This window comes from Rhodocyclus tenuis (assembly GCF_014197755.1).
Classification (GTDB): domain Bacteria; phylum Pseudomonadota; class Gammaproteobacteria; order Burkholderiales; family Rhodocyclaceae; genus Rhodocyclus; species Rhodocyclus tenuis.
Window position 1 is genome coordinate 218,152 of the sequence record NZ_JACIGE010000003.1, and the last position, 14,121, is coordinate 232,272.

General features: G+C 63.1%; 13 protein-coding genes. 9 read left to right on the forward strand and 4 right to left on the reverse strand.

Annotated elements, in window-relative coordinates; translation table 11 throughout:
* Positions 1-4: 4 nt before the first annotated feature.
* From sucC to GGD90_RS06140, 3 genes are all read right to left on the reverse strand, one after another.
* Positions 5-1,165 carry an ADP-forming succinate--CoA ligase subunit beta gene (sucC, locus tag GGD90_RS06130; protein WP_153115370.1) on the reverse strand — a complete coding sequence of 387 codons (1,161 nt, stop codon included), beginning with the start codon at positions 1,163-1,165 and terminating at the stop codon, positions 5-7.
* The gene (locus GGD90_RS06135; protein WP_153115371.1) at positions 1,162-1,815 is read right to left on the reverse strand and encodes a DUF2889 domain-containing protein; all 654 of its coding nucleotides are present in this window, start codon (positions 1,813-1,815) and stop codon (positions 1,162-1,164) included. The genes sucC and GGD90_RS06135 overlap by 4 nt, the downstream gene beginning before the upstream one ends.
* A gap of 286 nt (positions 1,816-2,101) precedes the next feature.
* Positions 2,102-3,406 carry an MATE family efflux transporter gene (locus tag GGD90_RS06140; RefSeq protein WP_228273639.1) on the reverse strand — a complete coding sequence of 435 codons (1,305 nt, stop codon included), beginning with the start codon at positions 3,404-3,406 and terminating at the stop codon, positions 2,102-2,104.
* Positions 3,407-3,753: 347 nt separating this feature from the next.
* Between GGD90_RS06140 and GGD90_RS06145 the strand changes: the two genes are divergently transcribed.
* From GGD90_RS06145 to GGD90_RS06185, 9 genes are read left to right on the forward strand one after another with little or no spacing between them, the layout of a single operon-like run.
* Positions 3,754-4,119, forward strand: coding sequence for a response regulator (locus GGD90_RS06145; protein ID WP_153115373.1), 366 nt, complete (start codon positions 3,754-3,756; stop codon positions 4,117-4,119).
* A gap of 4 nt (positions 4,120-4,123) precedes the next feature.
* Positions 4,124-5,395, forward strand: coding sequence for a methyl-accepting chemotaxis protein (locus GGD90_RS06150; protein WP_153115374.1), 1,272 nt, complete (start codon positions 4,124-4,126; stop codon positions 5,393-5,395).
* Between the two features lie 10 nt (positions 5,396-5,405).
* Entirely contained in the window at positions 5,406-5,708 is a 303-nt protein-coding gene (locus GGD90_RS06155; protein WP_153115375.1) for an STAS domain-containing protein, read from the forward strand.
* Between the two features lie 8 nt (positions 5,709-5,716).
* Entirely contained in the window at positions 5,717-7,921 is a 2,205-nt protein-coding gene (locus GGD90_RS06160) for a chemotaxis protein CheA (protein WP_153115376.1), read from the forward strand.
* 59 nt (positions 7,922-7,980) lie between these two features.
* On the forward strand, positions 7,981-10,164 hold the full coding sequence (locus tag GGD90_RS06165) for a methyl-accepting chemotaxis protein (RefSeq protein WP_153115377.1): 2,184 nt from the start codon (positions 7,981-7,983) through the stop codon (positions 10,162-10,164).
* An 18-nt stretch (positions 10,165-10,182) separates the two neighbouring features.
* On the forward strand, positions 10,183-10,743 hold the full coding sequence (locus GGD90_RS06170; RefSeq protein WP_153115378.1) for a chemotaxis protein CheW: 561 nt from the start codon (positions 10,183-10,185) through the stop codon (positions 10,741-10,743).
* A 43-nt stretch (positions 10,744-10,786) separates the two neighbouring features.
* Entirely contained in the window at positions 10,787-11,377 is a 591-nt protein-coding gene (locus tag GGD90_RS06175) for a chemotaxis protein CheD (protein WP_153115379.1), read from the forward strand.
* Positions 11,377-12,183 (forward strand): CheR family methyltransferase, encoded by an 807-nt coding sequence (locus GGD90_RS06180; protein ID WP_184414979.1) that lies wholly within the window; start codon positions 11,377-11,379, stop codon positions 12,181-12,183. Before GGD90_RS06175 ends, GGD90_RS06180 begins: the two co-directional genes overlap by 1 nt.
* Positions 12,184-12,233: 50 nt before the next feature.
* On the forward strand, positions 12,234-13,358 hold the full coding sequence (locus tag GGD90_RS06185) for a protein-glutamate methylesterase/protein-glutamine glutaminase (RefSeq protein WP_153115381.1): 1,125 nt from the start codon (positions 12,234-12,236) through the stop codon (positions 13,356-13,358).
* Between the two features lie 66 nt (positions 13,359-13,424).
* Here GGD90_RS06185 and GGD90_RS06190 read toward each other — a convergent pair whose 3' ends face one another.
* Positions 13,425-14,108, reverse strand: a complete 684-nt coding sequence (locus GGD90_RS06190) for a fumarylacetoacetate hydrolase family protein (RefSeq protein ID WP_153115382.1) — start codon at positions 14,106-14,108, stop codon at positions 13,425-13,427.
* Positions 14,109-14,121: the final 13 nt, after the last annotated feature.

The window sequence follows — 14,121 nt, forward strand, 5'->3', positions numbered from 1 at the left end:
CTCCTTACTTGACCGCAGCGACGATCTTGGTCGCGGCTTCGGCCATGCTGTCGGCAGTGATGATCGGCAAGCCCGAGTCGGCGAGGATCTTCTTGCCGATATCCTCATTGGTGCCCTTCATGCGCACCACCAGGGGAACGGAGAGGTGCACTTCGCGCGCCGCGGTGACGACACCGTTGGCAATCGTGTCGCAGCGCATGATGCCGCCGAAGATGTTGACCAGGATCCCCTTGACCTTGGGGTTCTTGAGCATGATCTTGAAAGCTTCGGTGACTTTCTCGGCCGTCGCACCACCGCCGACGTCGAGGAAGTTGGCGGGTTCGGCACCGAACAGCTTGATCGTGTCCATCGTCGCCATCGCCAGGCCGGCGCCGTTGACCAGACAGCCGATGTTGCCGTCGAGCGAAATGTAGGCGAGGCCGAACTTCGATGCTTCGATCTCGTCGGCGTCTTCCTCGTCGAGGTCGCGATAAGCGACGATTTCCGGGTGACGGTAGAGCGCGTTCGAATCGAAGTTGAACTTGGCGTCGAGCGCCTTGATCGTGCCATTACCTTCGAGGATCAGCGGGTTGATCTCGGCGAGCGAGGCGTCGGTTTCCATGTAACAGGCGTAGAGCTTGCGGAAGGTGTCGATCGCCTGCGCCTGCGAAGCGGCGGGAACGCCAATGCCATCGGCCAGTTGCAGCGCCTGCGCGTCGGTGACGCCGAGCGCCGGATCGATGAAGACCGTGATGATCTTTTCCGGCGTCGCGTGAGCGACTTCCTCGATGTCCATGCCGCCTTCGGAGGATGCCATCATCGCCACCTTCTGCGTGGCGCGGTCGGTCAGCGCGGCGACGTAGTATTCCTTGCGGATGTCGGCGCCTTCCTCGACCAGCAGGCGGCGCACCTTCTGCCCTTCGGGACCGGTCTGGTGCGTCACCAGTTGCATGCCAAGGATTTCGCCGGCGACCTGACGAACTTCGGCGAGCGAGCGCGCCAGCTTGACGCCGCCGCCCTTGCCACGACCACCGGCGTGGATCTGGGCTTTCACCACCCAGATCTTGCCGCCGAGCGTTTCGGCGGCGGCAACGGCATCATCGACAGTCGCACAGAAGATCCCGCGGGGGACGACGACGCCGAATTTTTTCAGGAGCTCCTTGCCCTGATATTCGTGAATTTTCATGCGTTTTCCTTGCCTGGGTTGCTTGGGGTGCCGGCGCTGCCAGCGTTCAATTCACCGTCCGGAGACAGCGGTTTGGTAAAAGGGGGCGTCTCGCTCGCAGACTCTGCGAGGGGAGCGCGGTACCAGCGCGGGTAGTAACGACGCACCGCCTCGGCGTGCGCGTCGAGCGCATGGCAGCGGTCGAGCTGATAGGGCTTGTGCGCACTGTCGTCGTTATCGGGAATGTCGCTGGCGAAGGTCTGCAGCGCCGCCGTCGGCAGGTGCATGAGCAGTTCGCTCAGGTGCGAACAGCCGTGGACGCCACCAAAGAGGTCCTTGACCGCCTTGCGAAAACCGTGAAAGAGATTGAGCCCGACCAGTTGCCGGTAATGCGGCGCGATGCTCTCGCATAATCCGGGATACGGCGTCGCATCGGAACACGCGACGGCGTCGAGGATGCTCATCTTGCGGTCGATGGTGACGCGCACGCTCATGTCATGCACCGGCTCACCCTGCGGACGCATCCCCGACGACAGGTGGTAGTCGTGGTCCTTGACGTCGACGATGCGCGCCTCGATGTCCCAGTGTCCGTCGCCGCGCTTGAAGCCCGACAACTCGACGCGACGCACATGCTGGCGCGTACGCTCGTAGGCAATGGGAGGCAGCGGCATCGTATCTGTCGGGTATGAGTGACTGATCGGTGATGACAACAAGGGCGGCGGCGAGTGCCCGTTCCGAAAACAATATCAGCGGCAACCGGGACGGCGCCTTGGCAGCAAGGACGCATCGTGCGAGGCAGGCAAATCCGGCGAGCGCGAGATGCTAGCACACGGCATTTTTTTTGCGTAAAGAATTCATAATTATGCATTTCTTCGCCGCAAACGCCGGCAGATGCCCATCCGGCATGCGCCCCGGCAAGTGCTTGGCCAGCGCCGCCGACCCGGCTCGCGGCCGAATTCAGGCAGCCGCCGCCTCCGCCCTGGCCAGGCGCACGGCACGCCACAACATGCTGCCAAGCAGCAGCGCGGCGAGGACAAGGCTGGCAAGCGAAGCAATCCAGAAACCGGCGACGCCGAGCGGATCTTCTGCCCTGAAAGCCAGCCACCAGCCGCCGGCCAGACCGACGCCCCAGAAGGAAACGACATGCACCAGCATCGGCGCGAAGGTGATCTTGTAACCGCGCAAGGCGAAGGCGGCAATCGTCTGCACCGCGTCGAAAACCTGATAGAGCGCCATCCAGCCGACCAGGCCGAGCGCCGTCGCCTGCACGCGTACGTCGCTGCTGTAAGCGAAGACCAGCGGCTCGGCGAGCAGCCACAAGGCCAGACCAAGCAGGGTCGACAGCACGCCGGCGAGCAGCAGGCCGGCGGCGATCGAAACGCGCGCGCGGCGTGCATCGCGCGCGCCGACCGCCTGCCCCACCTGCGCCAGCGTGGCAATCGCCAGCGCCAGCGGCAACATGTAGGCAATCGCCGCCAGATTGGCGACGATACGGTGACCGGCAACCGCCGCCGCACCGAGTTGCGCGACGAACAGCGCGATGAAGGTAAACGCCGAGATTTCGACAAAACTCGAAAAACCCATCGGCAGTCCGAGACGCAGCAACTCGCGCTGCGCGGACAATTTTGGCATGTGCAAGTGCGCGAACAGACGGTACACGCCCAGCGCCGGCGCCAGGCGCAGATAGGCCAGGCCACACAGCAGCGTGAACCAGCCGGCGCAGGCATTGGCGATGCCGCAGCCAAGCACGCCGAGCGGCTCGCCGCCCCAGCGTCCGCTGACCAGCAGCCAGGCGAGCAGACAATGCAGCCCGGCGGCGCCAAGACTGATCAGCATCAGCGGCCGTGGCTGACCCAGCGCGTTGCAGAACGCGTAGAAGCAGCGGTGCAGGAGAACCGCCGGCAAGCCGCAGGCGAGGATCAGCAGATAGGCACGCACCTTCGCCTCGACTGCCGGCTCGATCGGCGACAGCGAGAGCAAGGCATCGGGATGCAGCAGCAGCAGGATGCCCGGCAACATCAGCGACAGCGACAACCAGAAAGCCTGATGCAGAGCCGGCGCTATTTCGCTCAGACGCCGCGCACCAAAGTGCTGCGCAACGACCGGCCCGACCGCCTGAACGACGCCGGCCAACGCGAAGATGATGGCAATATAGATGCCGCCACCGACCGCCACCGCCGCCAGATCCTCGGTGCCGTAGTGACCGAGCAGGACGGTATCGATGATCATCATCGTCATGCCGGCGAGCTGGGCAATCAGCATCGGTACGGCATGCGCAACAAGCAGGCGGATCTGGTGAAGGAGCACGGGAACGGGAGCTGGCGGGCAGCGGGAGGAGCCGGGCTGCAGACTAACTGATTTTGCTGAGCGCCGCAGCCAACTGTCGCTGCCCGAGACTCGACGCATCGATCGGGCCATCGCTGTGCTGAAAAAGATGACGTGTCAAATAGCCTGCACCGGGAACGCATCAGGGTCGCCGGGTATCCCACAGCCGCAAGCAAGGGGTCCGTCAAGACCGGTGGATGCGGCATGACAAGCTGCTGAAATCATCTTACCTCTACTGTAAATGCTATATAGTCCGAAAAAATGGACAATTTAGAGGATTGGCAATGAAGACCGTGTTTCTGGTTGATGATTCGGCAACCATTCTGCTGAGCATTTCCAACATTCTGGCGAAGGCTGGCTACGCCACCGAAAAGGCTGCCAATGCCGAGGATGCGTTGAAGAAGTTCGCTGCCGGGGTCAAGGTTGACCTGCTCATCACCGACCTCAACATGCCCGGCAAGAACGGCATCGAGCTGATCCGCGAAGTACGCAAACTGCCCGCCTACAAGTTCCTGCCGATTCTCTTCCTCACCACCGAGTCGCAGCAGGCGAAGAAACTCGAGGCCAAAGCCGCCGGCGCCTCGGGCTGGATCGTCAAACCGGCAACCGCCGACGAGCTGCTCAACACGATCAAGCTCGTTATCCGGTGACATCATGGAACTGAGCCAGGTCACTCGCCGCTCGGTGCTTGTTTCAAGCGCCGTCGTCGCTGCTGTCGGCCTGAGTATTTTCTACGGCCATCACTGGTTCCACGACGTTCTGCTGCCACAACTTGGTCTCAGCAATGCGGCCGGCGCGGCCATCGGCGCCATGCTCGCCGTCGTCGTTGCCCTGCTCGTGCAGCGCATCGTCTCCTACGCGCTGTTCCACGACATCGTTTTCGGCATGGCAACCAGCGACAAGGAGACGCTCACCAAGGTCTACGCCATCGAAGCGGTCGGCGACGAGGTAGCACGCGAACTGGAAAGCGTGCGTGCCTTCAACAGCGTGTTGCGCGAGCAACTGCGCCACATCGTCAGGGAAACCGAGCAGGCGGCCTACCAGATCGCCGAACGTCTGCAATCGATCGATGGCGTCGTCAGCACACTCGATGGCTTCGTCAGCAACACCACGCAGGAATCGTCAGCGATCGCCAAAGGCTCGGAAGAGCGCATCGCCAAAAACCGGCAGCTGGTCGAGAAGATGGATATCTTCATCCACAGCTACAGCTCGGAGGCGAAGAGGGACCAAGAGCGCATCTCGCTGGTCGTCGGCGAAGCGCAGGCGCTGGGCACGCTCGTCGAATTGATCCGCCATATCTCCGGACAAACCAACTTGCTCGCACTCAATGCCGCCATCGAGGCCGCGCGCGCCGGCGAAGCAGGACGCGGCTTCGCCGTCGTTGCCGACGAGGTGCGCAAGCTGTCTTCGGAAACGGATACTGCGGTGAGCAAGATCCGCGAAGGCATCAACGCCGTCGCCGATTCGATCAAGGCGCAGTTCGAGGAAAAGCTTTCAAACAGCAATGTCAGCGAACAGGAATCCGCCCTTGGCGAGTTTGCCGAGCAGTTGAGCAATCTCGGCGGTGGTTACCTGGAACTGCTTGAGCACGACAGCAAGGTGCTGAAGACCGTACAGGAATCAAGCAGCGAACTGGCCAGCATGTTCATGGAAGCACTGGCCAGCGTTCAGTTTCAGGACATTACCCGGCAGCAGATCGAGCAGGTACTGAAAGCGCTCGACTGCCTCGACGAACATGCCGATTCGCTCGCCCGGCGCCTGCAGGGCTCGGAACAGGATAATGTGCCGCTGACGCCCCTGCGCCAGCGACTCGATGAAATCTATGCAGGCTACGTGATGGAGTCGCAACGACATCGGCACGACGGGGCACTGAACCAGGCCCCGCGCACCCCGGCCGAGAAAAGCAGCAAGATCGAACTGTTCTAGGAGCCAGCAGATGGCGACCAAGCGCGTCACCCTGCTCGAAGACCTGACCGTCTATCAGGCCGCCACGCACAAGCAGCAATTGCTCGATGCCCTGGCAGCTGATGGCGCGGTCGAGATTGACCTGTCGCAAGTCGGCGAAATCGATACCGCCGGCTTGCAGTTGCTCATTCTCGGCAAGCGAGAAGCCTTGCGCCTCGGCTGCGACTTCCGCATCGTCGCGCACAGTCCCGAAGTCCGGCGCACGATTGACTTCTGCAACCTGACGGCGTTTTTCGGCGACCCGGTGGTAATTACCGCCTGCGAAGCCGTGTGAGACAGGCAATGGACGAACTGACCAGCGTTTTCATCCAGGAAAGCCGCGAGCAACTGGCCGAAATGGAAGCCGGCCTGCTCGTCCTTGAACAGGCACCCGACGATCCCGGCAACGCCGAACTGATCAACGGCATCTTCCGTGCCGCGCACACCGTCAAGGGCGCCTCCGGCGTCATTGAGTGTCATTTCATCGAGAGTTTCATGCACAAGGTCGAGAACGTCCTCGACCGCCTGCGCAATGCCGAGATCGGCGTCAGCGGCGAACTCGCCAGCCTGCTGCTCAAATGCGGCGACCATCTCAACACGCTGATCGGCGTGCTCGAAGCCGGCTTCGACTCGCCCGGCGAGGCAGACCGCGCCATCGGCGACGCCCTGCTCGCCGAACTGTCGGCGCGCTACATCGCGCCGGACACGAATGGCAGCAAGGTTCCGGTCGCACAGCAAGAGGAAGTCCTCGCTTCGGGCGGCGGCATCGTCGTCACCGACAGCTGGCACATCTCGGTGCGCTTCGGCCGCGACGTGCTGCGCGGCGGCATGGACCCACTCTCCTTCCTGCGCTACCTCGCCTCGCTCGGTGAAATCCTCGCCATCGAGACGATCAGCGACGCGATGCCGTCGGCCGACACGATGGACCCCGAGTCGTGTTACCTCGGCTTCGAGATCCGCCTGCAGACGCGCTCGTCCAAGGCGGATATCGAACGCGTCTTCGACTTCGTGCGCGAAGACTGTGAGCTGCGCATCCTGCCGCCGAACAGCAAGCTCGCCGACTACCTGAAGCTGATCGAGGAACTGCCTGAAGACGACATGCGTCTTGGCGAAATTCTCGTCCGCTGCGGCGCGCTGACGCAGGCCGAACTCGACGCCGGCCTCTGCGAACAAAAAGGCTTCGTTCCGGCGGCACCAGCCGAACACGGCGAGATCGCGCAGAGCGCGCAACAGATCGGCGAAATCCTCGTCGACAACAAGGTGGTGCACCGCGAAGTCGTCGACGCTGCCGTCGGCAAGCAGACGCGCGTCAGCGAAAAGAAGGCGGTCGAAGCGCGCCTGATCCGCGTGCAGGCCGACAAGCTCGACCAGCTGATCGATCTGGTCGGCGAGATGGTCATCGCCGGCGCCTCGGCAAACCTGCTCGCCCGGCGTAGCGGTCGCAGCGAACTGGTCGAGTCGACCTCGGTGCTGTCGCGCCTCGTCGAGAGCATCCGCGACGCAGCGCTGCAACTGCGCATGGTGCAGATCGGCGAAACCTTTTCCCGCTTCAACCGCGTTGTGCGCGACGTCTCGAAGGAAATCGGCAAGGAAATCGACCTCGTGATCGAGGGCGCCGAAACCGAGCTCGACAAATCGGTGGTCGAAAAAATCGGCGACCCGCTGATGCATCTGGTGCGTAACGCGATCGACCATGGCATTGAGCCGACCGCCACGCGTCTACAAAACGGCAAGGATTGCCGTGGACGCATCGGACTTAACGCCTACCATGACTCGGGCAGCGTCGTCATTGAAGTCAGCGACGACGGCGGCGGCCTGCCCAAGGAAAAAATCCGCCGCAAGGCACTCGAGCGCGGCCTGATCCAGCCCGAGCAGGTACTCGGCGACCAGGACATCATCAACCTGATCTTCGAGCCGGGCTTTTCGACCGCCGAGCAGGTCACCAACATTTCCGGCCGCGGCGTCGGCATGGATGTCGTCCGGCGCAACATCCAGAGCCTGCGCGGCTCGATCGACGTCAAATCGGAAGAAGGCAGCGGCACCTCGTTCATCATCCGCCTGCCGCTGACGCTGGCGATCATTGACGGATTCCTGGTCGGCATCGGTCACGCCGCCTACGTCATTCCGCTCGACATGGTGGTCGAATGCATCGAACTCGACCGCAGGGGTATCGATCGCAACTTCCTCAATCTGCGCGGCGAGGTACTGCCCTTCATCCGCCTGCGCGAGCTGTTCGCACTGGCCGACGCGGCACCGCCGCGCGAAAACGTCGTTGTCGTGCAGTACGCCGGGCAAAAGGCGGGCATTGTCGTCGACCAGTTGATGGGCGAGTTCCAGACGGTGATCAAGCCGCTGTCGAGCATTTTCAGCCGCCTGCACGGCATTGGCGGATCGACTATTCTCGGCACCGGCGAAGTGGCACTGATACTTGATGTGCAGGCACTGGTTCAACGCGCGATTCGCATCGAGGAAAAAGCCCTGGCAAGTCCACCTGCCAGCAGCAACTAAGGCAGCAGATCCAAGCTCCCGAGGAGCTTCTCAACCCTTGTCGTTCAAGGAGAGTAGTCATGTTAAGCAATATCAAGATCGGCCCGCGACTGGCGTTTGCCTTCATCGCCATCCTGGCGCTGTTGATCGCTATCGCCGGCGTCGCCTACACGCGACTCAGCGCCCTGAGCGACGACATTGACTTGATGGTCAATGAGCGTTTTCCGAAGACCGTCGTTGCGCATGACGTCATCGACAACCTCAACGTCGTCGCGCGCGCGATGCGCAACACGGCCCTGCTGAAAGATCCGGCGGCGATCGCCCAGGAGAAGGAGCGGATCGCCGAAGCGCGCAAGGCAAACAACGACAACTACGCGAACCTTGAGCAATCGATCAAGGATGCGCGCGGCCGCGAGTACCTGAGCCGTCTGGCAGAAGTGCGGAAAAACTATGCGACGCTTCAGGCCAAGACGAGCGAACTGCTCGATGCGGGCAAGCACGAAGAGGCCGTGCAGTTGCTGATGGGCGATCTGCGTACCGCGCAGAACGCCTACATGAAGGAACTGCAGGGCTTCATCGGCTACGAAACCGGCTTGATGAGCTCGAGCGGCGCCGAATCGATCGAAACGGCGGCCACCGCGCGCAAGGTGATGCTGGCTTCAACCGGTGCCGCAATCGCTCTCACCATCCTGCTTGCCTTCCTGATCACCCGCAGCATCACGCGGCCGGTGAACGAGGCGGTCGCCGCAGCGAAAAAGATGGCCGTCGGCGATTTCAACTTCGAACTGAAGAACGAGTCGCACGACGAAGTCGGCGAAGTCTCGCGCGCCATTGCCGCTGTCCGTACCGCCGTTGCCGCGATGACTGCCGACGCCAACGCGCTGGCCAAAGCGGCCATCGAAGGCCGGCTGTCAACGCGCGCCGACGCCAGCGCGCATGAAGGCGACTTCCGCAAGATCGTCGAAGGCGTCAACCAAACACTTGACTCGGTCATCGGACCGCTCAATGTCGCCGCCAACTACGTCGACCGCATTGCCAAGGGCGATATTCCGCCGAGAATCACCGACTCGTACAACGGCGATTTCAACACCATCAAGAACAATCTCAACACCGCCATCGATGCAATCAACGCACTCGTTGCCGACGCCAATACGCTGGTCAAGGCGGCGATCGAAGGTCGCCTGGCGACCCGCGCCGAGGCAACGAAACATCAGGGCGATTTCCGCAAGATCGTAGAAGGCGTCAATCAGACGCTCGATGCCGTGATCGGGCCGATCAACGACGTGCAGCGCGTCATGGCGGCGATGGAACAGGGCGACATGACGCAGACGATCGCCAAGAATTACGAGGGTGATTTCCAGACACTGAAGGACGCGATCAACAACACCATTGCCCGTCTGTCGGAAACGATCGCGCAGATCATCACCGGTGCCGACGCGCTCTCCAATGCTTCGGGGCAGGTGTCGGCGACCGCGCAGTCGCTGTCGCAGTCGTCCTCCGAACAGGCGGCGAGCGTCGAGGAAACGACCTCGTCGCTCGAACAGATGACCGCGTCGGTGGCGCAGAACACCGAAAACGCCAAGGTCACCGACAACATGGCGGCGAAGGCGGCCAAGGAAGCCGGCGAAGGCGGCGCAGCGGTCGGGCAGACGGTTGAGGCGATGAAGTCGATTGCCGACAAGATCGGCATCATTGACGACATCGCCTACCAGACCAACCTGCTGGCGCTCAACGCCGCCATCGAAGCGGCGCGCGCCGGCGAACACGGCAAGGGCTTTGCCGTCGTCGCTGCCGAAGTGCGCAAGCTCGCCGAACGCAGCCAGGTGGCGGCGCAGGAAATCGGCCAGTTGGCCGGCTCCAGCGTCAAGCTCGCCGAACGCGCCGGCAGCCTACTCACCGAAATCGTCCCGGCGATCCAGAAGACCTCCGATCTGGTGCAGGAAATCGCTTCCGCCTCGCAGGAACAATCGTCGGGCGTTGCCCAGATCAACAGCGCTATGGGTCAGCTGAACAAGGCAACGCAACAGAACGCTTCGGCTTCCGAGGAGCTTGCGGCAACGGCCGAGGAACTCGGTGGCCAGGCCAGCCAGTTGCAGGAGCTGATGGGCTTCTTCACCGTCGCGCAAGGGCGCGGCAACAGCCGTCAGGCCATGCTCAGCAACACGGCCTCGCCTGCCGCGCGGCACCACGCACCGGCGCGAACACCGGCAGCAGGACGGGTCGCCGGAACGGCCTTCGATGAGTCGGATTTCGAGAAATTCTGAGACCGCGGGAGGAAGACCATGGGACAACTGGTCCAGCGTCAGGGCAGCAACTGGGACGCAGCCCTGGCCGCCGCTGCGGTCGCCGCCGCGCCGCAGCAGTACCTGACTTTCACGCTCGGCGGCGAGATGTTTGCCGTCGCCATTCTCAACGTCAAGGAGATCATCGAGTTCGGCAGCCTCACCGAAATACCGATGACGCCGCCCTTCATCCGCGGCGTCATCAACCTGCGCGGTGCAGTGGTGCCGGTGATCGACCTCGCCTGCCGCTTCGGCGGACGGGCGGCCGAAGTCGCCCGGCGCACCTGCATCGTCATCGTCGAACTTGAAGAAGACGAGCAGAAGCACGATATCGGCGTCATGGTCGATGCCGTCTCGGAAGTGCTGGAAATCGCTCGCGCCGACATCGAGCCGCCGCCGACCTTCGGCGCGCGCATCCGCGCCGATTTCATCAGCGGCATGGGCAAGATCAATGGCAAGTTCGTCATCATCCTCAACGTCGCCAAGGCCCTCTCGGCCTCCGAAATCGCGCTGCTGACGACGATGGGCGATCCCGACGCGCCGAACGAAGGGGAGCCGTGAGCAAGGATGCGGTTCTTCGCCACGAGCAGCCGGCGACCGGCGCATGACCGACTACGCCAGGCTCCCCGCACGCGAGATCGAGCGTCTGGCGCGCAACATTCACGTCGGCGACTGGGCCGTCGAGAACGAGCGACCGATCGCCACCTTGCTCGGCTCGTGTGTTGCCGTCTGCCTTTACGATCAGGGCGGTTCGCTGGGCGGGCTGAATCACTTCCTGCTGCCGACACGCAAGCGCGATCCGCTGACCGATGACGACGCATTGCTTGCCGGTGATGCCTGCATGACCGCCTTGCTCAATGGCATGCTCGCTCGTGGCGCGGTGCGCCATCGTCTGAAAGCCAAGGCTTTCGGCGGCGGCGCCGTGATCGAGGCGAGCAGCCCGGCGATGGCTGTCGGCGAGCGCAATGCCGAGTTCGCGCGCGAGTGGCTGGAGCGGGAGCGGATTCCGCTGGTCGCCTCCGACCTGCAGGGGCCATGGGCGCGCAAGGTCCTGTTCGTGCCGCAGACCGGTGACGCCTTCTGCCGGCGTATCGCGTCGACGATGCTCAGCGCGCAAAGCGTCCAGCGCGAAGAACTGGCCTGGGCTGAGGCTCAGCTGCGGCCCACAACGAAACCAAACGTCGAGTTGTTCTGATGGAAGCGGCAATCACCGACCAGGAATTCACGCTGTTCCAGCGACTCATCTACAAGATCGCCGGCATCAGCATGGCCGACTCGAAGAAGTCGCTGGTCGTCGGCCGCCTGCAAAGGCGTTTGCGCGAGTACGGGCACCAGAGTTTCACCCAGTATTACCGGATGCTCGCCAGCGGCGAAAACCCGCTCGAACTGCAGACGATGGTTGATCTGCTCACTACCAACGAGACCTACTTCTTCCGCGAACCAAAGCACTTCGATTTTCTCTGCGCGCGGGTTCTTCCCGAATACCGCTCAGCCTCGCCATTTCGCGTCTGGAGTGCGGCCAGTTCAACCGGCGAGGAAGCGTATACGCTGGCGATGCTGCTCGCCGAGCATCGCGCCAGCCAGCCCTGGGAGGTCTTTGCCTCAGACATCAGCACGAAAGTACTGGCATCGGCGCAGAAGGGGCATTATCCGCTCGACCGCAACGAGGGGATTCCGCCGGCCTTGCTGCGCAAGTACTGCCTCAAGGGCGTGCGCGCGCAAGCCGGCAGCTTTCTCATTGCACCCGAACTGCGCCGCCGCGTCAGTTTTCGCCAGATCAACCTGACGCAGCCGATCGACCCCGAGATCGGCATGTTCAACGTAATCTTCCTGCGCAATGTGATGATTTACTTCGACGTCGAGACCAAGCGGCAGGTCGTCGGCAACCTGCTGCCACGCCTGGTCAGCGGTGGTTACTTCATCATCGGTCACTCGGAGACGCTGAACAACGTCAATAGCCAACTTGTCACAGTGCAGCCGACGGTCTACCGCAAACCGTAAGACCTGGCGCTTGCAGAATGCGCCTACTCCGCAAAACAAGAACGGAAAAGATGAGCACAGACAAAATCAAGGTAATGATCGTAGACGACTCGGCGCTGGTACGTCAGGTCGTATCGCAGGCACTGGCGCGTGAGCCCGGTATCGAAGTCATCGCCACCGCTTCGGACCCGCTGTTCGCACTCGAGAAGATGAAGGCGCAGTGGCCCGACGTGCTTGTGATCGACATCGAAATGCCGCGCATGGACGGCATCTCGTTCCTGCGCAAGGTGATGTCGGAGCACCCGACGCCGGTCGTCGTCTGTTCTTCGCTGGCCGAGTCCGGCGCCCAGGCGACCTTCGACGCACTCGCTGCCGGCGCCGTGAGCATCATCACCAAGCCGAAAGCCGGCCTGAAGAATTTCCTCGAAGACTCGGCCAACGACATCGTTAACGCCGTGCGCGCCGCGGCACGGGCCAACGTTCGTCTGCTCACCAAGCCACATGTATCGCCCTCGCCCGGTTCATACTCGTTGGCGGCGCCACCACCGCTGCCTCTACGCGCGAAAAACACGGCCGATGTCATTCTCCCCGCCGGATCGGCGGGCCCCTTGGTTCGCACTACCGAACAGGTGATCGCCATCGGCACCTCGACCGGCGGCACGCAGGCGCTTGAAGCCGTCCTTACCCGCCTGCCGGCGACCTGCCTGGGTATCGTCGTCGTCCAGCACATGCCGGAAAAGTTCACCGCGATGTTCGCCGAGCGGCTCAACAGCCTGTGCAAGATCGAAGTACGGGAAGCGAAGAACGGCGACCGCGTGACGCCCGGCCGCGCCTTGATCGCACCTGGCGGCAAGCACATGCTGCTCAAGCGTAGCGGCGCGCAGTACATCGTCGATGTCGTCGACGGGCCGCTGGTGAACCGGCACAAACCCTCGGTCGACGTGCTCTTCCGCTCGGTGGCGCGCTTCGCCGGCGGCAATGCGCTCGGCATCATCATGACCGGCATGGGCGACGACGGTGCGCGCGGCCTCAAGGAAATGCACGAGGCCGGCGCGCATACGGTGGCGCAGGACGAAGCTTCCTGCGTCGTCTTCGGCATGCCCAAGGAAGCGATCAAGCTCGGCGCCGCCGATCAGGTGGTCGCGCTCGACCGCATTCCCGAAGCGATCAGCATTTTCTGCCGCAGCGCCGGCTGACTCGGCCAGCGCTGCGGCAAGCGACGCAATCCGCCTGCGCGACGCCGGCAAGGGGCGCCGCCCGGATCAACGCAGCGTGATACTCAGTTCGCCGACGCCGGCCACCGCGCACTCGATCAGATCGCCGCGCACGACGGTCGATACGCCGGCCGGCGTGCCGGTAAAGATGAGATCGCCGGGAGCAAGCCTCACCAGACGCGACAGATGGGAGATCACCTCGGCGACCGGCCAGGTCATCTGCACCAGATCGCCGCTCTGCCGGATCTGGCCATTGACCTGCAGGCCGATGGCGCCAGCGACGGGATGGCCGCTCAGCGCGACTGGCCGCAGGGCCGACACCGGCGCGCTGTGGTCGAAGCCCTTGCCCATGTCCCACGGATGATTTTTTTCCTTGGCGCGCGTCTGCAGGTCGCGACGCGTCAGATCGATACCGACCGCGTAGCCGAAGACACAATCGGCGGCATCGGCAGCCGCAATGTCGGCGCCACCGCGCTGCAGCGCGACGACCAGTTCGACCTCATGCTGCAGATTGGCCGTTGCCGGCGGATACGGCACCTCGCCACCACCGGGAACCAGCGCGTCGGCCGGCTTGCTGAAGAAAAACGGCGGCTCACGGCGGTCGGCGCCCATTTCCGCCGCATGCTCGGCGTAGTTGCGGCCGACACAATAGACGCGACGCACCGGGAACAGCGCGTCGCTGCCGACGACGGGAATGGCGACTTGCGGCGCCGGCGGAAACAGGTAAGTCATGCTTGCTCCAGAA